This is a genomic window from Thermoplasmatales archaeon, from assembly GCA_014361245.1.
GTDB lineage: Archaea > Thermoplasmatota > E2 > UBA202 > JdFR-43 > JACIWB01.
In genome coordinates this window covers 1-19,093 of sequence record JACIWB010000014.1, presented here as the reverse complement: position 1 = coordinate 19,093, position 19,093 = coordinate 1, and the positions used below count along the sequence as shown (strand labels likewise).

The following is a 19,093-nucleotide window of genomic DNA, read 5'->3' as shown; positions in this document are numbered from 1 at the left end:
AAATGGATAGCCAGGAAAATAAATCAAATTCGTGGAAAAAACTAAAAGAGAATTTAATGAAGGAGTATTTTTTTGTAGATAAAGTAGAGAAAAGTAGGAAGCTAAGACCCGAGATATGCTTGATTGTACTAAGAGAGGTTGTCGATCCAGTGTTAGCTAGAAGTTCTGATCCAGAAAGAGCAGAATTGTTTATTGTTAGAACTAAAGTGAAAGACGATAAAGGAAATGAGACAGAAAAGGAAATTGTTAGAGCAAGAATAAATGGAGAAAAATTCACATCTGCTGAGAGATTGACTGGATTGAATATATGTAGAATATTAGATCAGATAACCAAAGCGAAAGAGGAAGATAAAGATACTTGGAGTATAATCTCACCAAATTATCTCTACAATGAAATTTCTGGGGGTCTTCAAGAGGCACTCAACCCAGACACAGTAACATATGGCGCAGCGGGAGTAGAGAAAGGTGAAACTTTCTCTATAAAATCACGGGTTATTGAAGGATATACCTACACCTTGGAGCCATATAATCTCCTTAATAAAGAGCAACACAACGCATTATATGAAACTGGGACTATGACAAAAGTTGGCTCTGAAGAAGAGGGTACCGAAGGAGAACAGGGTAGAGGACTCTATGCTCATGTGAATATCGAACCACCTACAAAAATGGTGCATTTCGTAAGAATAGAAGCGCCTACACCTGAGATGTTTTTATATGTTCTTTATAACATTTTGAATACTACAACCTATTTCGCAAGAAGCACGAGAAAAGGCAGTATAAGAAATAGGATTTTGGGAGTGATATTCTCAAAAACAGCCATAGGTTTGTCTTCTGGAGAATTAATAAAGGAGCATTTTAGCGATAGTTCAAATATTAAAAATGAATATACAAATGCCGAAGTTATTGAAGCAATAAAAAAATATGTGGATGCTCATAAGAATGTCTATTGGAAAATAATGTGGAATGAAGATGAAGATTTTAAGGTATTAATAGACCCCCTGATCAAAGTGGCTCTTCTAAAAGACGAAAGTAGTAAGGAAATAATGCGAGAAGCTTTAGTAGAATTAACTACTCAGAGTAAACAAGCCTATAAACCTCCAGAAAAAGAGTCTAAAAGTAAACCAAAATCGAAATGAGGAAGACAATGGTGATGGAAGGGTACGCACTAGAGGTACTCTCCCCGATTTTTTACTCTTCATTTGAAGGAAATGTTATTAGTACAGACGGGGTAATCTCTTCAACTGCGCTTACCTATGCGTTGGCAGATGCATTAAGATTACGAAACAAAGACTATTTTCTTTATGGAAAAGAAGCAATTACACCGAAATACGAAGAATTAGAGGAAATACCCATTTTTGCTACGGATGGGATACCTATAGAGTTAAGACATACTCCAATTGAATTTAAGAGTGTTATGTTTTGGGCAGAAGAAAATATCCAGATTGGATCGCAACAAAATCCTTATCCTGAAATAATGAATACTGCAAGCAAGTCCCCATTTTTTAAGCAGGTGAGGCAATATGTTGGTATCGATGTGGGTTCTAGATTTCAATGCATCATAGTTTCTAAAGAAAAGCTCGATGACGAATTCCTTATAAATCTTGGGATAAGGAGAAGTGGAGAAGTGAAATTAAAAAAAATAGCAAAACTACCCGAATATATTAATTTAAATTATTTTATGCTTGATAAGGTATACGGCGTGCCAAAGGAAAAATTATTGTTAACGGGCGCGAAAATAAAGACATCTGGAATAAAAAGATCCGGGGATTTTAGATTAGTGTTTCTCCAGAATGTGCCGCTAGAGTATTTCAAAAATGAGATACTCCCATGGGTAGTGAAAAAATGGAAATAAAGGTTAGAGGATTTTCCCTACCAGAAGTTGAGAACCCATATAACGATTTGCCTTTTACCAGAATAAGAAAATTCCAAAAAGATTTTATTGAGGGAGTGGTAAAGGATAAGTTTGATGTTTTCTTTTTATCAGCACCAACAGGTGCAGGTAAAACTTTATGTTTTGAATATCTATGCAGAAAGAAGCTACCAGTTCTTCTTATTTATCCAACTACTGCCCTGATGGAGGATCAAGAGAGACAATTTAGGGAGAGAGGGGTTAGTGTATATAGATTGGATTCAACTACTTTAGGTGATGAAAGAGGTTATCTGAGATCTAGAAAGCTCTTGACTCTTTTTCAACGACATCGCATAATCATTACAAATCCCGATATAATTTCGGCAATACTTCATCACCTATATGTTAACCCGGAAGAGGATTTAATAAGAATCTTCAATTATTTTAATTTTATCATCTACGATGAATTTCATATCTATAAAGAACTGGAACTTTCGGAGATACTTTTGCAGTCAATCTTATTTCTAAACTGTTCTAAAGCAAAGGTGGTTTTTTCATCCGCCACTCCTTCATTTGATTTCATCGAGATATTAGAAGAAATTCAACCACAGTGCAAGATCAGGATATTGGAAGAAAAAAGTGGAGAATGTGGATCTCTGGTTAGACACGATACGAAAGTATATATCACAAATGAAAAATTCAAAGAAAAAGTAGTTGAATTAATAAAATCGTGCATAGAAAAAAGGCTAAAAACGCTTGTTATGTGTAATTCAAATAAATTTGCAAGAGAATTATATAACATCCTCGTAACTGAGCACTATGTGGACTATGTAACAAAAGATACTGGGGATGAGACAAGGGGCGAGATAAAAGCCGATCGAGAAAAACTTATAATAGTTTCTACATCATCGAAAAGTGAGATTGGTATTGATTATCCCCTTGATGTGATTATAATCGATGTTGCCCCAGATATACGAAGTTTTATCCAGAGATTTGGCAGAGTATCGCGAAAAAAAGAGGGGATAGCATACATATTTGTTAAAAATTCATTTAGTTTTGGAAATGAAACTGAGATAGAATATTATGAATTTATAGAAAAAATGCGTAATTATTTTCTGGAAAAATCCCTATCTGAAAAATTGCTAAAATCAATATTAGAATTCAGAGTGTATTTAGTATTACACAAATATACATGCCACTTTAAACGACTGAGCGGGATTTTTTCTGATATCAATTGGAAAAAATATTACATGTTTTTTAAGGAGTTAGAAAAATCAAAAGAGAAGTTAAGCAAATTAGGAATTGGAAACAAGGATTTAGATTTCATAATAAAATTTTTAGATGATTACAAAAAGGGATTGTCTCTTTTGAGAGGGATTTCTGTTACAGCCAGAATAAAATATCAACGCGGTGAGGACTGGTCATTTACCTCATATGATCTACTGCACTCCTTAAATAACTATGAAGTTCAGATTGACGAAAATTACATAACATTATTAGAATCTTCCGAGAAGAGTATGATTCACTCGGTGATTTATAATAATGTACCCTATGATTTTTATAAATTTGATCAACAGTTAAAAAATGAAGTTTGCGATGCCTGGGATAGACTAGCGAACCTACACATAGTTCAGAAAGATCACAGGAATATGCTTAGAGAGATTCTCCGAGTCGATTTGAGACGAATAATACTACCTGAGGAAATAATCTTGAGAGACGGAAGGAGAATAAGTGTTAAGAAGTATATAAAAACTAGTTCTGAGTCAGAAAGCATAGATCTCTCTCCGTCCAACATTATCTAACATAAGATGCTGAAACATACAATGCCGCAATAAAAACTATATGGTATCCAGCCATTTATCTCGGCGTCTTTCCAAGAAGATGCAGATTCTGTAGTTTTACTCTTGTTTGGATGAAAATATTGGTGGTGACTCAGGCGTCCAAGTTTGGAAATCTTTATTTCATTTGCTTCTATTATCTTTATATGTTACCATCTGAGACGTATTTTACCGGCACACAAATCAACTACTATATTGTTTGTCCAACTAAGCTATGGCTTTTTACACATAATATATCAATGGAAAAGGAAAATGAAAATGTTGAAATTGGTAAATTTATCCACGAAACTTCATATTTAAGGGAGAGGAGGGATGTAATTATTGACAATAAAATAGGAATAGATTTTATTCGTAAGGGAGATAAATTGATAATTTGTGAAGTTAAAAAATCGGAGAAAATTGAAAAAGCCCATAGATATCAACTTTACTACTATCTTTATTATCTTAAAAAAATTAAAGGAATTGAAAATGTCGAGGGAATGATCCTTTATCCAAAATATAAAAAGATAGAAAAGATTTCCGTAGATGAAAAAAGTATAGATGAAATAGAGAATATACTGAAAGAAATAGAAAAAGTAATTTCTATGCCAGAAATGCCAAAACCAATTAAAAAGCCATATTGTCGCAGGTGTGCTTATTTTGAGTTTTGCTGGGTGTAAAAATGAAGAAGAATTTCTATATTTTGAAAAATGGAAAGCTGATAAGAAAAGGAAATACAATATACTTTTTATGCAAGAAAAGCGAGGAAAAAACTTTTTCAGCTGAAATCGATGAAGAAGAAATAGAAGAAATGGAGGAAGACTTTTCAGATAAGCCAGAATATGAAAAGAGAATTTTGCCAGTGGAACAGATTGGTACGCTGTTTATCTATGGAAGAGTTTCTCTTACATCAGGAGTTATATCTTTTTTAGGCAAAAATAGAATACCAGTTCATTTCTTTGGATACTATGGAAATTATGAAAGCACTTTAATGCCAAAAGAAGAATTGCTTTCTGGAGAAATGCATATAAAACAGGCAATGCATTATATAGATGAGCAAAAACGTCTTTTTCTTGCAAAAAGATTTGTTGAAGGATCCGCGGAGAACATGCTAAGAAATTTAAGGTATTACAAAAATGAAGGAAAAGATGTAGGTGAAGAAGTTTCATATATGGAGAATGCTTTGAATAAAATCGAGGAATGCAAAAATGTTGAACAACTGATGGCATTAGAAGGAGGAATGAGAAGCGTTTATTACTCATCTTTCGACAAAATTTTAAAATCTTGTTTCAAATTTGAAGGAAGAAGCAGGCAGCCGCCAGAAAACCCATTGAATGCAATGGTTAGTTTTGGAAATTCTCTTTTATACACAAATATAATTAAGGCAATATATCATACACAACTTGATCAAACAATATCATTTCTTCATAAACCATCTGAAAGAAGATTTTCCCTCGCTTTAGATATTTCTGAAATTTTCAAGCCATTTCTTGTTGATAGAACCATATTTAAGCTGGTGAATAAAGATATTATTGGTGAAAATCATTTTGTAAAAGAATTGAATAGTTGCTTGTTGAATGCTAAAGGAAAAGAGATTTTTCTTAGAGAATATGAGGAAAGATTACATACAACGATAAAGCACAGAGATTTAGGAAAAAATGTTTCTTACGAGAGGTTGATATATCTTGAATGTTTGAAGTTGTGTAAGCATTTTCTTGGAATAAAAGAATACAAGCCATTTGTGATATGGTGGTAAAATGTATGCTATAATAGTTTATGATGTTGGGGTAGAAAGGGTAACGAAAATTTGTAATTTTTTGAGATGCTTTCTTTCATGGGTTCAGAACTCTGTTTTTGAAGGAGAATTAACAGAATCTCAATTTCTTAGAGTTAAAGAAGGAATTAAAGAAATTATTGATAAAAATATTGATTCTGTTAGGATATATACAATGAGAAGCAAAGAGGTCTTTAAAACTGAAATAATAGGAATTGAAAAAGCGAGCACAGAACCATTTATCTAAAAATCTGGGATGTTTATAAATAAGCAGCATTATCTCACATCCCCGATAATTTTAAGTATAAATTTGCATTTAAAATTAAATAAAAGCAATTTAAGCCGCTGTTAAAATCGGACTAAGGTAGGATTGAAATGCTTAATGCTCTTTTTATTGCCTCTCCTAAATAGCCAGTTAAAATCGGACTAAGGTAGGATTGAAATAAAGCATATGCATATGGAGATGATATATAATTATGCGGTTAAAATCGGACTAAGGTAGGATTGAAATCCTATTTCGTTGCTGTTTTCTTTTCTTACAAATACGGTTAAAATCGGACTAAGGTAGGATTGAAATATATAAAAATAAACATTCCTCGTTGTATTGCGCTTTCGTTAAAATCGGACTAAGGTAGGATTGAAATCTACTCTACTAACCCTTTCAGCAACATTAAACACTTGTTAAAATCGGACTAAGGTAGGATTGAAATTGATTACATTTAGCCCACTCGGCCGTTATCTCCTCGGTTAAAATCGGACTAAGGTAGGATTGAAATATTTAAAAATTCTTTTCCCGCAGGAGTTATTTTGTTAAGTTAAAATCGGACTAAGGTAGGATTGAAATCAAAACCGCATGAGAGAGATGAACAACTCATTAAGGAGGTTAAAATCGGACTAAGGTAGGATTGAAATTAGGATCTCTGCGAAATACAGAGAAAAGAGACCCGTGTTAAAATCGGACTAAGGTAGGATTGAAATTATAATGAATTAAGAATAATCTTAAAAATTTCTCTTCGTTAAAATCGGACTAAGGTAGGATTGAAATCAAACTATACTCTTTATTGTTATTACGGAAATTCTTGTTAAAATCGGACTAAGGTAGGATTGAAATTCAATTATTTTTAATCAACCCACAACAGGACAACGAGTTAAAATCGGACTAAGGTAGGATTGAAATGCGAATAATTCTCAAGATTTATCATATCCAACGATTTGTTAAAATCGGACTAAGGTAGGATTGAAATGATATCAATGAATATGTATCTTATCCAATTATATTTGTTAAAATCGGACTAAGGTAGGATTGAAATTCCAGGTATTCTTGCAGTTTTAAGAAACAGAATTGGCTCGTTAAAATCGGAATATGATTGAAATATTTGTTTTTTTATAAAACAAATACGAGATTATAATTAATTGTAAGCTGAAACCTTTTCCCAACATTTATAAACACCATTTATATATATCCGCATGAATGTAGATATGAAAATTGAAAATGTTGTTGCTTCTACAACAATTGCAAAAGAACTCGAACTTTCTAAACTAAAGAAGGCAATACCGGAGAGTGAATACCAGCCAGAGCAGTTTCCTGGCTTAGTTTTAAGGCTTGACGAACCAAAGACTGCTGCACTCCTTTTCAGAAGCGGGAAGGTTGTATGCACTGGAGCAAAAACAATAAAGGATGTTGAAAAAGCAATTAAAAAAGTTTGCAATAAGGTGGAGGGAGCAGGCTTCAGGGTTTATAAGGAGCCAGAGATAACTGTACAGAATATTGTTGCATCTGCAAACCTTCATGCTCAGCTAAACCTTATAGCAATTGCACAGGCGGTCGGGCTTGAAAAAATAGAATATGAGCCAGAGCAGTTTCCTGGCTTAGTTTATCGAATGGAGGAGCCAAAAGTGGTTATACTCCTTTTTGGATCCGGCAAGCTTGTATGCACTGGAGCAAGAAAAGCTGAGCAGGTTGAGGAAGCGATAAAAGAGATTATAAAAGAACTAAATGCCAAAAGGTTATTATAAGGTAGTAATAATTGGGGCAGGACCAGCTGGCCTTTTCGCCGCCAGCGAGCTGGCAGAAAACGGCATAAAGGATGTGCTGGTAATAGAGAAGGGGAAAGATGTAGATGAGAGAAAATGCCCCATCAAGCAATATACAAAGTGCATGAAATGCAAACCATGCAATATTTTATGCGGTGTTGGAGGGGCTGGCTGTTTATCTGACGGAAAGCTGAATTTAAGGGCTGATATAGGAGGAAATTTAAATGAATTTTGCCAAAATGCGGAAGAGCTGATAAAAAAAGTAGATGAAAAATTTTTACAGCATGGAGCCCCTAAAAAACTCTATGGAAAGAATTTGAAGGATTTGGAAAAAATATCATCGCAATATGGAATTCGCTTTATTCCCATTCCTCAGCGTCACATTGGCTCAGATAGACTGCCGTCTTTAATAGGTTCCTTTAAAAAAGAGATTGAGTCAAAAGGAGTTAAATTTTATCTCGAAAAGGAAGTTAAGGAAATAGAGAAAAGGAAAAATTTTATATTGCACCTCGAAGGAGAAAAAATAGAATGCTCATATCTTATAGCAGCGGTCGGGCGGAGCGGGGCGGAATGGCTCAGCCAGCAGGCAAACAAGCTTGGAATAAAAACAAGATATGCTCCTCTCGACTTGGGTGTAAGGGTTGAAGTTCCATCTGTTGTCATGGAAGATGTTATAGAGAAGGCATGGGACCCAAAGTTCCATATTTACACCCAAACTTATGATGATTTTGTTAGAACTTTCTGCACATGTCCAGATGGTTTTGTTGTGATGGAGGACTATGGAAAATATATATCTGTAAATGGTCATTCATCGCTTAATGAAAAATCTGAAAATACAAATTTTGCTTTTCTTGTAAGATTGTCATTAACTGAACCAGTTGAAAATACCACTGCTTATGGAATGGCAATTGCATCCATGGCAACAGTTATAGGAGGAAGAAAGCCAATTTTGCAAAGGCTTGGTGACCTTAAAGCGGGAAGGAGATCAACATGGGAAAGAATAGGTAAATCATATGTTGAGCCAACCCTTAAAAATGCTACACCTGGAGATATTTCAATGGCACTGCCCCATAGAATTGTAACAGATATAATAGAGGGGCTTGATAAACTTGCAAAGGTGATACCTGGTGTTGCAGAAGATTCAACCCTTCTTTATGCTCCAGAAATAAAATTCTATTCAATGAGATTTGAAGTCAGCAAAAATATGGAAACAAATCTGAAAAATTTCTTTGTCGCTGGTGATGGTGCTGGCTTGGCGAGGGGTATAATTGCCTCTGCAGTCACTGGTTTGCTTGCTGCCCGCGGAATTAGTGAGAAACTGAAAGGTTAATAAAAATAAAAGATTAATATATTGTTTCTTTTTTAATAGTGATGGAAAAGGTGGTTCTTGAAAAAGATAGCTTTATGGCACTTGCTTCTGATACAAGGATAAATTTGTTAAAAAAGTTGGATGAAAGAAAAATGACTGTTTCAGAGCTTGCGAGAGAAATGAGTATAAGCAAGCCGGCGGTGCTGAAGCATTTATCAAAGCTATGTGAGGCTGGATTGGTTAAAAAAATAGAAGGCGAGAGGAAATGGATTTATTACTCCCTCACTCAAAAAGGTAAAAATATTCTTTATCCAGATAGAGCTAAAATAATTCTTCTTCTTTCTTCTTCAATAGCTTTTCTTGTAGCTGGGGTACTCTATATGATTAGGTATATGGAAGAAAAAAGCGATGGGGCAAAAATTTTAAGAGAAACTTTAGGAAATGAAATAAAAAATTATCCATACTTAGGCATAATTTTATTCATAATTTCGGCGATACTCCTCATGACATCAATTTTTTATAAAATAAGAAACAGGAAAATAGGATAATTATTTTTGATAGTTTATTCCTTTAATTATTGTTATTGCCCTGTATATCTGCTCAATGAGAATCACTCTGCAAAGTTGATATGGAAAAGTCATTTTTGAGAGAGATAAAGTAAAGTCCGCATTCTTCTTTTCTTCAAATCCTTTATAACTACCTATAAAAAAATAAACATTTTTATATTTTAGAAGAATATCATTTAAAAAATTTGCAAATTCTTGGGAATTCATTTCCTCACCATTTTCATCTAAAAATATGTTAAAATCTCCAAAATCTTTTATTTCATCAGTTTCAACTATATCAAATCTAAAAAATTTTTCAATTCTTTTTCTATATTCCTCAACTGCTTCAGAATAAAATCTCTCTTTTAGCCTGCCAAGACATATTATTTTAATCATAAAAGAAAAATAAGAGCTAAAAATAATTTTTTGTGTTATGCTAATTTTTATTAACAAGAAAATATATTTTTGTTGTGAAAAAATTATTGCTTTGCACGGCAATTATTCTTCTATCTTTCTTATCATTTAATGCAAAAGCAAAATATTTTGAGGAGATAAGAATTGATGCTCCCGATGAATTCAATTATCAGCCAGTTGATGTAAGAGTTGAATTCAGAAATCCATGTATTGCGATAGATGAAAAAAAGCATTCAATAAGAGTTTTTTATAATGGAAAGGAAATAGAAAGCCAGATACACAGCATGGAGAGAATTGATGAAAAATATATAAAGGCATGTAACATTGTTTTTCTTTATCAGGGAAAGGGTAAATATTTGGTAGAATATGGAGAAAATATTGCTGATATAAGCTATATTGACCATGTTGATATTAAGGATTCTTTTTACTATGTTGAGCCAGTAAAAAATTATTATGCAAGAATTAATTATTATGAAGTTATAGAGGAAAAAAAGCCTGTTTTTGGGATATGCCAGGAGGGAAGTATAATAGGGATAGAGATGAGTAATAAAGTGATAAAGGTAAAGGAAGGAGCGGATAGATTTGAAATGAAAAACTGGGAGCAAATCTTTTCCTTTGCCTTCTTTTATGAAGGAGAAAAAGAAATAGGAAGCGATGAAAAACTTCTGGCAAAAGAAATTATAGTTGATGGAAATCTTATGACCAAGGTTGCAATAGAAAGCTCCTCATATGATGAAAAAATAAAAACAAGAGCAATATATACCTATTATTATTCACCAACAAACGAAAAAAGAATTTTTATTCAACTTAAGCATGAATGCGTCGAGAGATGCAGGGTGGATGAAAAATCCGAGAATAATGGTATATATGCGTATATTCTATTTGTTAAATCGAGAAGCAAAACAATAGATGAATTAAATATGGGGGAGATTCTTCCTTATATTCATTTAAATGGTAAAAATGGGGTGGAGGAATATGAAATAGAAACAAATCCCAGCAGCAAGGAATATAAATGGATTCTTTCATCAAAGGATAATATAATTCTTGGCGATCAACCATGGGTTTTTATGGATGACAAATCAAAGGCATATGGCTTCATTTTTTCGCCCGGCGAGTATGCGGTGAAGGCGGCGGTGAAGGAGGAAATAAAAGTTCCGGGTGTTGAGGTGGATGGCGGGGGGATTAGTGTCGGAAGGATAAAAACGGGGGATATTGAGGAAGGAGTAATTTATAATGGAACAGTTGAGTTTTTTTATGGAGGAAATGAAAATATAAGCAGGGAAGCAAATTCTTTTTTTATTCTTGCGGGCTATAGGAATTTTTATGAAACGGAAATATATGGAGGAAATGAAAATTTATACAATGTTACAATAATATCCCATTTTCGCCATTCCTTTCCTTTTTATTCTTATATTTCAGCATTTTTTGGCATAAATTTTTCTCATCTTGAAGTGGAAATATGGAATAAGACCACGATTGCAAGAAGTGTTATGAATTTCAGGAAAGCAAGTTTTTCTCTACCACCCGCAAATTATGTTGTAAAAATTTATTCTGTTTCAAAAGAAAAAAAATTGATTGGTTATAGCGCTTTTTCATTAAATGGAGATGAAAAAATACATGTTTTTTGTTCTATACCAGTTAAAGTTGAAATTAAATCAGAAGAAGGAGCAAAAATAAAAATTTTTGATAGAAATGGAAATTTAATAGAGGAAATCTTGGGTAGCGGAAAAATATTTCTTCCAGTGCTGAATAAATATAGGATACAGGTTCTGTATAATGGATTTTTAATAAAGGAAGAGAATATTATTCTTTTTTATAGATTGAAAAGGGAATATGAAATAAATACATACAGCATAAAATTTATGATAAAAGATAATCTTTCCCTCCCATGTGGAATATCTCTAAATCCAATCCTAACAAGCGATGAGATGATTGAAAAAATTTATATAGAAGGCAAAAAGGAAGATAAATATTATTCATTTTATGATTTACCATCGGGAAATTATAGTTTTTTAATAAACTACAAAAATATTACTGTAAGAAAGGAAGTTAAAATACCCTCTAGCGATGTTTTTACTGTTTTTTTTCCTGTAGAATATGAAATAAAAGTAAAGGTTTATGATAGGAGAGGTTTTCCAATGGATGCAAAAATATTTTATGAGAGAGATGGTAATGAATTTTCTCAGAATATTTTACCTCCCGCACACTATACCATAAAGGTTTATAATAAAAATTTGATTGCAAAAAAAGATATTTTTTTAAATACTGATGAAGAATTTAAGATAATTACAAGAAATTTCTCAATATGGCCCTATATCCCATTTATTTTAATTTCAGCAATTTTTATATTCAGGAGAAAATTTGATTTCTCAACAATATCCACAATAACTATATCTTTATCATTTGCACTCCCATGGTGGCATTCCTCGCAGACAAAACTCTATATCTTTCTTCCCCAGATGATAGAATATAATGATTATTATGGAGAATTCATCCAGCTACCATCAATTTTCTCAAAATTTCTTATTTTTTCTCTCTTAGCAATAATTGCGTCAATTATTTTTCTATTCTTAAAAAAATTTGTTTTTTCCTCTTTATCTATTTCAGCATCCTTGATTGCATACTCATTACTCATATGGAAATTCTCGGATATTTTAAAATTAAAAGAAGGTGCTTTTGGAATAGGCTTTTATTTAGCTTTTGCATCATTTATATTGATTGTTATAAAGGTGATTATGGATGAATTTGGAAGAAGAAGTTAAGTATGCGGGGGACATCATTCATAGATTGAAAAAGGACAGTATTGTAAGAATAATAGGGCATGTTGATGCAGATGGAATTTCTTCGGCAAGTATAGTTGCTATATCTCTTGCAAGATTGGGATATAAATTTCACATCTCAATAAAGAAAACTTCTCCAAATCTTATTGATGAAATATCAAAAGGAGAAAATCCCCTTACAATATTCGTTGATATAGGTACAAGTTACCTGAAGGAAATGAAAAAAATTAGGGGAGAAGTAATAGTGCTTGATCACCATATAATAGAAAATGAGGACACAGGAGATATAATTTATATAAATCCAAGAAATTATGGAATAGATGCGAGCAGGGAGGCGAGTGCATCAGGCATTGCATATGAGTTTGCAAAAGCAATAGATAAAAATAATATTGATCTGTCCCAGCTTGCAGTCGTTGGAATGATAGGTGATAAACAGAAGTTTATAGGATTTAATAAAAAGATTGTTGAAGAAGGAATAGGAAATGGATTTATTGCTGAGAAAGAGCAATATATGTTGAGAGGAGAATGTGTTAAGGAAATGATAGAAAGCTCAATTGATCCCTATTTTATGTTTAATTCAAGCCATTTTTTTAACTCAATTTCAATAAAACCTGAAAAAAAATTAGAGGAGTTAAGCGAGGATGAAAGAAGAAAATTTTTTTCCGCATTGACATTAAAATTGATGGAGCAAAATGTTGATGAAATTGAATGGAAAAAAATAAATTATTATGGAAAGGATTATGGCAATCTTCATGACATGGCTTCAAAACTTGATGCCTGCGCCAGGTTGAATGAGGCGGGTATTGGAATTGCTCTCTGCTTTAAAGATAAGAATGCTATGGATAAAGCCCGAATGATTCAGGAAAAATATAGAGATGAAATAAGAAAGGAATTGAAAGAGATTGAAAAAAAAGAGGTTAATGAGATGAAAAACTTTTTATATTTTTATGTAAATCATGCTCCTTTATCTGGAGTAATTGCTGGTCTAGTGCTAAAATACTTCCCAAAATTCAAAAAAGGTAAGCCAGTTGTTGCAGTTGCAGTAAATGGTGGCGCTGATATATCCGCGAGAGGAGATGAAAAAATGGTAGAAAATGGAATAAATTTAGGAAAATCCATGAAAACTGCGGCAGAAAAGGTGGGTGGCGTTGGCGGTGGCCATCAGATAGCGGCGGGCGCCAAAGTGGGGAAGGAGAAGTTGATGGAATTTCTGGAGGAGCTGGATAGGGAGTTAGGATGAAAACACTTGTAATATGTGAAAAAAATATAGCTGCGAGAAGGATTGCACAGATTTTGTCTGATGGGAAGGCTAAGCAGGGGAATATTTATGGTGTCCCATATTATTATTTTGATGATAAGATTGTTGTTGGGCTTAAAGGACATATAATGTATCTTGATTTTCCAGAAGAATATGGAAATTGGCAAAATATTCCACCAGATAAACTTGTAGATGTTGCTCCTGTGAAAAAAATATCTGAAAGAAAGATTGCAAATGCAATTAGAAAGCTTGCAAAGGATGTTGGGAGAGTAATAATCGCAACTGATTATGACAGGGAAGGTGAATTAATAGGAACGGAGGTTTTATCTTTACTCCCTGAAAATGTTGAAATAAAAAGGGCAAAATTCAGTTCGATAACTCCCTATGAAATAAAAAAATCATTTGAAAATCTAGGAAAAATTGATTATAATTTATCCCAGTCAGCAGAGGCAAGGCAACACATTGATTTGATATGGGGGGCGAGTTTAACAAGATTTATATCTATTTCATCCAAACAGCTTGGGAAAGATTTTTTATCTGTAGGGAGAGTTCAGTCGCCAACTCTTTTTCTTATTGTAGAAAGGGAAAATGAGATAAGAAATTTTGTTCCAAAACCTTTCTGGAAGGTGGAAGTTATATTTGAAAAGGATGGTGAAAAATTCAAAGCGGATTATCCAAAGGTAATAAATGATGAGAAAATTGCAGATGAATTATTTTCCAAAATAAAAGAAATTGGGAAAGGGATTGTAAAATCTTTTTCAAAAAAAGAAGTTGAAAAAATTCCTCCTCCTCCTTTTGATACAACATCCTTTTTAAGTGAAGCATCAAAAATTGGTTTCTCTGCAATGGAAGCGATGAAAATAGCTGAAGAGCTATACATGAACGGGTTGATTTCATACCCGAGAACAGATAACACAGTCTATCCACCCCTTCCATTTAAAAGCATTATTGAAAAATTGAAAGAGGTTTTTCCTGAAGAAGTTAAAAAGCTTGAAAGCATTATGAGGAGCAAGCCAGTTGGCGGAAAAAAAGAAAGCAAGGATCATCCTCCAATTCACCCAGTTGATTGCAAAAAACTGCAAGCAAGGCAGGCGAAAATATATGAACTTATTGCCAGGCGTTTCATGGCGACGCTTGCAAAGAATGCATTAATTGAAATCAAAAATGCTGAAATAGCTGTGGGGGAAATAATTTTGAAAGCAAATGGGTTAAAAGTAAAAGAGAAAAACTGGATGGAAATATATAAAACAAATTTAAAGGAAGAGTTTTTGCCAGATCTGGTTGAGGGAGAGGAGGTTAGAATTGTGGATATTAAAAAAATAAAAGGTGAGACAAAACCTCCTGCAAGATATACTCAGGGAAGTTTGATAATTGAAATGGAAAAGAAGGGGTTGGGTACAAAATCAACAAGACATGAAATAATCAGTAAGTTATATGAGAGAAATTATATAAGAGGAAAATATATTTTTCCCACTCCCTCTGCATTTGCGGTTGTTGATGCTTTAAAAAGAGGAGCGGATATTATAACAAAGCCAGAAATGACCGCCCATCTGGAAAAGGAAATGGATTGTATAGCGGAAGGTAAAAAAAGCTTTAGTGAGGTTGTTGAGGAATCAAAGAATTTGTTAAGAAAAGCTTTTGAAATACTAAGTGAAAATAGGGAGGAGATCGGGGGGATAATAAAGATGGCGATGGAGAAACAGAATTACTTTGGTGATTGCCCTAAATGCGGTGGAAAGCTTGTATTGAGAAAATCAAAACACGGAAGGTTTGTTGGTTGCTCTAATTATCCGAAGTGTAGCAATGTTTATCCCCTCCCAAAAAATGGAACTGTCTTTTTTGAGGAGGAATACTGTGAGAAATGCAAAAGTCCGAAAATAACCATAATATATAAAGGAAAAAGATGGAAGAAATGTCTAAAAAAGGATTGTAAATGATATATATAAGAAAAATATTATTTTTATGAAAAAATTTGTTGCAATAATTGTTATATTGCTACCTGTGGTAAATGCAGGGTTCATAAATTCGGACATAAAAATGGAGATGGGAGAATTTCCACCTATCTCTGTTGGAGAAAAAATCTACAAGGATTTAAATATAAATTTCAGCTGGGGAATTGGTCTTTTATTCCCTACATCAATAGAAATTTTTTTGGAAGTGGAAGCACCTGAATGGCTTGTTGCAAGCCTTTCAGAAAATTCCTTTAAGATTACTCCACAGGGCTTTTATGGAGGGGAAATAAATAAAAGCATAAAAGTTGAGTTATTTGCAAGAAATGAGGTTGAGGGATTTGTGGATTATGAGCTGAAAATAAAGGCATATACTGACGGAAACTTCTTTATAAAGGGATGTGATGAAGAGTTAATAACCTATGTAATGCAGAATTTTTATGATAGAGGGATAGGTGTTGAATTTCCTTCAAAAATCTCTATTATAAAAGGAGAGACCATATCATTTATAATGAATATTACGAATAACTGCAATTCCGCTGTAGATGTTGAACTTACAACTGATAATATAAGTAAAATACATCTGATGCATGAAAAAAAATTCTCCGTTTCATCTCATTCAAAAAAATCATTAAATATAAGAATAAGTGCAAATGAAACAGGGGAAGAAGATGGAAAAATAATTTTGACATATTATCCCTCTGCCAACAGAAACATAACAAACTATGTTGAAATTCCAGTAAAAATTGTATGTTCTGAAAGAGCATCCAGCTTATGGGTTCTGATATTGATAGTCACTATTATTATACTTGTTTTGATTTACTTTTTATGGAAGAAAAAATAAAAGAATTAATAAAGAAGCACGAGCAGTATAGGCTATCCGGAATAAACCTGCTTGCTTCTGAAAACAGGCTCAGCAGTTTTGCTTCAACTGCCTTAGCAAGTGACCTTGCTGGTAGATATGGGAATGAACTGTATGGTGGCTCAAGATATGCTATTAAGATATATGAAGAAACGGAGAGGATGGCTAAAAAATTATTTGGAGCGAAACATGTTTTTATAGAGCCAATATCTGGAAACATCTGCGATCTCGCTGTAATTTTTTCTTTTACAAAAGTGGGGGACAAGGTGGCTGGAATTCCGAAAGAGGAAGGAGGCTATCCATTTGGTTTTAAAAAATTTGAAAGAGAGTTTTATCCTCTACCAGTAAAAGATTATGTAGTGGATAAGAGCAAGCTCGAGGAAAATAGTTTTCCACTAACCCTTATAGCATCTTCAACAATTCTTTTTCCTCATCCCTTAAAAGAGTTGCGAAAAAAAATAGAGGGAGTTATAGCTTATGATGCCTCTCATGTTCTTGGCTTAATAGCGGGAGGAAAATTCCAGCAGCCGCTTAAAGAAGGAGCGGATGTAATGATTGCATCCACTCATAAATCATTTCCTGGGCCGCAGGGAGGAATAGTTCTTACAAATGATGATGAAATTGCAGAAAAAATTTCTTTATATTTAAAATTTGATTATGAAGGAGGAATTGCTCTTATTGATAATCCTCATTTGCACAGGATAGCATCCCTTGGAATTGTTATTGAAGAAATGATTAAAAATGGAAAAAAATATGCTGAGCAGATTGTTAAAAATGCCAGAGCATTAGCAAAAAATTTGAGTGATGGTTTGCCAATAAAGTTTCCGGAAAAAAATTTTACAGAAAGCCATCAAATATTAATTGATTTGCCAGGTGAAAGAATAAAAAAAATTTTTAAAGATTTGGAAAAAAATCATATATTTATAGATTCAATCGGTAGAATTGGAGTGGCGGAAGCAACATATATAGGGATGGATGAAAGAGATATGGAAGAAATTTCTCATTTTATAAAAGATGCAATTAAGGGAAAAAATGTTAGAAGGGATGTAACAAAGTTTATTGTGAAATTTTATGCTTAGCTTTTCTTCCAAAGAGGTGATATTTCCCTGAGTTTTTTAACAATTTCTGGCAGAATTTCAAGGAAATAATCAATTTCCTCTTCCTCATTTTCCCTTCCAAGAGTAATTCTTAAAGAACCATGAGCATGCTCGGGCTTAATTCCTATTGCAAGAAGCACATGAGATGGCTGTAATTTTTTTGAAGAACATGCCGAGCCAGTTGATGCAGCAATTCCTTTTGAATCAAGAAGAAGAACAAGGCTTTCTCCTTCTATTCCCTTAAAATAAAAACTCGCACTGTTTGGCAACCTTTTTTCAGGATGCCCAGTAAGATATGCCTCCTCTATTTCAAGGGTATTTTTTATTATTTTGTTCCTCAATTTCCTCATCTTTTCTGCATCGCTCCTCCATCTTTTGCCAGCAAGCTCGCACGCCTTCCCAAACCCTACTATTCCCGCCACATTTTCTGTTGAGGAGCGCAGGCCGCCCTCGTGCCCGCCGCCGTGAAGAATTGGCTCGATTTTTAATCCCTCTCTTATATATAGCCCGCCCACTCCCTTTGGACCATAAATTTTATGGGAAGAAAGTGATAGCATATCCACATTAATTTTTTTAGCGTCTACCTCTATTTTTCCAACGCTTTGGACAGCATCTGTGTGAAAAACTATGTCATTTTTCTTTGCTATTTTTCCAATTTCTTCTATATTCTCTATTGTTCCAATTTCATTGTTTGCATGCATTATTGAAATCAATATTGTGTCTTCTCTTATTTCATTCTCTAAATCATCAATATTTACAAGCCCATAATTATCAACAGGCAGATAGGTAACTTCAAAACCCTTCTTTTCCAAATATTTGCATGTCTCCAGCACAGCGGGGTGCTCTATTTTGCTTGTTATTATGTGTCCTTTTCCTTTAGAAAATGCAATGCCCTTTATTGCAAGGTTGTCGCTTTCTGTTCCACTACCAGTAAATATTATTCTACTTGCATCTGCATTTATAAGTTTTGCAACTCTTTCTCGGGCTTCTTCAATTGCCTTTTTTGCCTCTCTTCCCCAAGAATGTAAGCTGGATGCATTTCCAAATTTTTCATTAAAAAATGGTAACATTTCCTCTAAAACTTCTCTATCAACTGGTGTTGTTGCGGCATGGTCAAGATAAATCTTTTTCATTTTTGGTTAATCAAACAGTTAAATTTAAGTTTTTCTGAGCTGTAAAGTAAACACAGATCGGTAACATTTCTTAAACCAATTTCCCATTCTTTATAGGAGGGAATGGGAAATGTCACATGTTACTCCAGAAATGAGGAGAATAATGGTTATGGCAAAGAAGGCAGGAAAGAAAACAAAAGAAATTGCTGAATTTCTTGGAATAAGCAGAAAAACTGTATGGAAGTGGAATAAAAGAGCACATCATCCAGGAAAGGAAAGTTTTAGAGATAAAT

At 33.5% G+C, this 19,093-nt stretch carries 17 protein-coding genes and 1 CRISPR repeat array; of the genes, 15 read left to right on the top strand and 2 right to left on the bottom strand.

Translation table 11 applies throughout. The features are described 5' to 3' along the window. Window positions 1-2: 2 nt before the first annotated feature. The 9 genes from cas7d (at window position 3) to H5T45_03565 (ending at window position 9,331) form a co-directional block, all read left to right on the top strand. A complete protein-coding gene (gene cas7d, locus H5T45_03605; protein ID MBC7128802.1) occupies window positions 3-1,136 on the top strand; it encodes a type I-D CRISPR-associated protein Cas7/Csc2 in 1,134 nt (377 codons plus the stop codon). Then, complete coding sequence (locus tag H5T45_03600) at window positions 1,133-1,852, top strand: hypothetical protein (GenBank protein MBC7128801.1); 720 nt, start codon at window positions 1,133-1,135, stop codon at window positions 1,850-1,852. The genes cas7d and H5T45_03600 overlap by 4 nt, the downstream gene beginning before the upstream one ends. Beyond that, window positions 1,843-3,651 (top strand): type I-D CRISPR-associated helicase Cas3', encoded by a 1,809-nt coding sequence (gene cas3, locus H5T45_03595; protein MBC7128800.1) that lies wholly within the window; start codon window positions 1,843-1,845, stop codon window positions 3,649-3,651. Before H5T45_03600 ends, cas3 begins: the two co-directional genes overlap by 10 nt. A gap of 182 nt (window positions 3,652-3,833) precedes the next feature. After that, window positions 3,834-4,346, top strand: coding sequence for a CRISPR-associated protein Cas4 (cas4, locus tag H5T45_03590; protein MBC7128799.1), 513 nt, complete (start codon window positions 3,834-3,836; stop codon window positions 4,344-4,346). 2 nt (window positions 4,347-4,348) lie between these two features. After that, window positions 4,349-5,422: a type I-B CRISPR-associated endonuclease Cas1 gene (gene cas1b, locus H5T45_03585; GenBank protein ID MBC7128798.1), complete on the top strand. Its 1,074-nt coding sequence runs from the start codon at window positions 4,349-4,351 to the stop codon at window positions 5,420-5,422. Between the two features lies 1 nt (window position 5,423). Beyond that, on the top strand, window positions 5,424-5,687 hold the full coding sequence (cas2, locus tag H5T45_03580; protein ID MBC7128797.1) for a CRISPR-associated endonuclease Cas2: 264 nt from the start codon (window positions 5,424-5,426) through the stop codon (window positions 5,685-5,687). 100 nt (window positions 5,688-5,787) lie between these two features. Beyond that, window positions 5,788-6,814: a CRISPR direct-repeat array (repeat unit 30 nt; unit sequence GTTAAAATCGGACTAAGGTAGGATTGAAAT). A gap of 93 nt (window positions 6,815-6,907) precedes the next feature. Next, window positions 6,908-7,456: a TATA-box-binding protein gene (locus H5T45_03575; GenBank protein MBC7128796.1), complete on the top strand. Its 549-nt coding sequence runs from the start codon at window positions 6,908-6,910 to the stop codon at window positions 7,454-7,456. Next, the gene (locus H5T45_03570) at window positions 7,437-8,804 is read left to right on the top strand and encodes an NAD(P)/FAD-dependent oxidoreductase (protein ID MBC7128795.1); all 1,368 of its coding nucleotides are present in this window, start codon (window positions 7,437-7,439) and stop codon (window positions 8,802-8,804) included. Before H5T45_03575 ends, H5T45_03570 begins: the two co-directional genes overlap by 20 nt. A gap of 41 nt (window positions 8,805-8,845) precedes the next feature. Continuing rightward, window positions 8,846-9,331 (top strand): winged helix-turn-helix transcriptional regulator, encoded by a 486-nt coding sequence (locus H5T45_03565; GenBank protein ID MBC7128794.1) that lies wholly within the window; start codon window positions 8,846-8,848, stop codon window positions 9,329-9,331. Here the strand turns inward: H5T45_03565 and H5T45_03560 are convergent, their stop codons facing one another. Next, on the bottom strand, window positions 9,332-9,724 hold the full coding sequence (locus H5T45_03560; GenBank protein MBC7128793.1) for a 23S rRNA (pseudouridine(1915)-N(3))-methyltransferase RlmH: 393 nt from the start codon (window positions 9,722-9,724) through the stop codon (window positions 9,332-9,334). A gap of 74 nt (window positions 9,725-9,798) precedes the next feature. Here H5T45_03560 and H5T45_03555 point away from each other — a divergent pair, with 74 nt between their 5' ends. The 5 genes from H5T45_03555 to H5T45_03535 are packed head-to-tail and all read left to right on the top strand — an operon-like array spanning window position 9,799 to window position 17,670. Next, window positions 9,799-12,504 carry a hypothetical protein gene (locus tag H5T45_03555; GenBank protein ID MBC7128792.1) on the top strand — a complete coding sequence of 902 codons (2,706 nt, stop codon included), beginning with the start codon at window positions 9,799-9,801 and terminating at the stop codon, window positions 12,502-12,504. Next, window positions 12,482-13,762, top strand: a complete 1,281-nt coding sequence (locus tag H5T45_03550; GenBank protein ID MBC7128791.1) for a DHH family phosphoesterase — start codon at window positions 12,482-12,484, stop codon at window positions 13,760-13,762. The genes H5T45_03555 and H5T45_03550 overlap by 23 nt, the downstream gene beginning before the upstream one ends. Further along, on the top strand, window positions 13,759-15,717 hold the full coding sequence (locus H5T45_03545) for a DNA topoisomerase I (protein MBC7128790.1): 1,959 nt from the start codon (window positions 13,759-13,761) through the stop codon (window positions 15,715-15,717). Before H5T45_03550 ends, H5T45_03545 begins: the two co-directional genes overlap by 4 nt. Before the next feature lie 25 nt (window positions 15,718-15,742). Next, window positions 15,743-16,573, top strand: a complete 831-nt coding sequence (locus H5T45_03540) for a hypothetical protein (protein ID MBC7128789.1) — start codon at window positions 15,743-15,745, stop codon at window positions 16,571-16,573. Next, window positions 16,504-17,670 carry a hypothetical protein gene (locus H5T45_03535; GenBank protein MBC7128788.1) on the top strand — a complete coding sequence of 389 codons (1,167 nt, stop codon included), beginning with the start codon at window positions 16,504-16,506 and terminating at the stop codon, window positions 17,668-17,670. The genes H5T45_03540 and H5T45_03535 overlap by 70 nt, the downstream gene beginning before the upstream one ends. On the opposite strand, the gene nifS is transcribed toward H5T45_03535, so the two are convergent. Continuing rightward, on the bottom strand, window positions 17,667-18,821 hold the full coding sequence (nifS, locus tag H5T45_03530) for a cysteine desulfurase NifS (protein MBC7128787.1): 1,155 nt from the start codon (window positions 18,819-18,821) through the stop codon (window positions 17,667-17,669). The two genes, H5T45_03535 and nifS, sit on opposite strands and share 4 nt — an antisense overlap. A gap of 109 nt (window positions 18,822-18,930) precedes the next feature. Here nifS and H5T45_03525 point away from each other — a divergent pair. Beyond that, window positions 18,931-19,093: sigma-70 region 4 domain-containing protein (locus H5T45_03525; GenBank protein ID MBC7128786.1), on the top strand; the 163-nt coding region annotated here is incomplete at its 3' end.

What these genes read in the sequence shown, in the direction of transcription:
- cas7d (MBC7128802.1), top strand. Translation starts at nt 3, where the DNA reads ATGGATAGCCAGGAAAATAAATCAAATTCGTGGAAAAAACTAAAAGAG.
- H5T45_03600 (MBC7128801.1), top strand. Translation starts at nt 1,133, where the DNA reads ATGAGGAAGACAATGGTGATGGAAGGGTACGCACTAGAGGTACTCTCC.
- cas3 (MBC7128800.1), top strand. Translation starts at nt 1,843, where the DNA reads ATGGAAATAAAGGTTAGAGGATTTTCCCTACCAGAAGTTGAGAACCCA.
- cas4 (MBC7128799.1), top strand. Translation starts at nt 3,834, where the DNA reads ATGTTACCATCTGAGACGTATTTTACCGGCACACAAATCAACTACTAT.
- cas1b (MBC7128798.1), top strand. Translation starts at nt 4,349, where the DNA reads ATGAAGAAGAATTTCTATATTTTGAAAAATGGAAAGCTGATAAGAAAA.
- cas2 (MBC7128797.1), top strand. Translation starts at nt 5,424, where the DNA reads ATGTATGCTATAATAGTTTATGATGTTGGGGTAGAAAGGGTAACGAAA.
- H5T45_03575 (MBC7128796.1), top strand. Translation starts at nt 6,908, where the DNA reads ATGAATGTAGATATGAAAATTGAAAATGTTGTTGCTTCTACAACAATT.
- H5T45_03570 (MBC7128795.1), top strand. Translation starts at nt 7,437, where the DNA reads ATGCCAAAAGGTTATTATAAGGTAGTAATAATTGGGGCAGGACCAGCT.
- H5T45_03565 (MBC7128794.1), top strand. Translation starts at nt 8,846, where the DNA reads ATGGAAAAGGTGGTTCTTGAAAAAGATAGCTTTATGGCACTTGCTTCT.
- H5T45_03560 (MBC7128793.1), bottom strand. Translation starts at nt 9,724, where the DNA reads ATGATTAAAATAATATGTCTTGGCAGGCTAAAAGAGAGATTTTATTCT.
- H5T45_03550 (MBC7128791.1), top strand. Translation starts at nt 12,482, where the DNA reads ATGAATTTGGAAGAAGAAGTTAAGTATGCGGGGGACATCATTCATAGA.
- H5T45_03545 (MBC7128790.1), top strand. Translation starts at nt 13,759, where the DNA reads ATGAAAACACTTGTAATATGTGAAAAAAATATAGCTGCGAGAAGGATT.
- H5T45_03540 (MBC7128789.1), top strand. Translation starts at nt 15,743, where the DNA reads ATGAAAAAATTTGTTGCAATAATTGTTATATTGCTACCTGTGGTAAAT.
- H5T45_03535 (MBC7128788.1), top strand. Translation starts at nt 16,504, where the DNA reads ATGGGTTCTGATATTGATAGTCACTATTATTATACTTGTTTTGATTTA.
- nifS (MBC7128787.1), bottom strand. Translation starts at nt 18,821, where the DNA reads ATGAAAAAGATTTATCTTGACCATGCCGCAACAACACCAGTTGATAGA.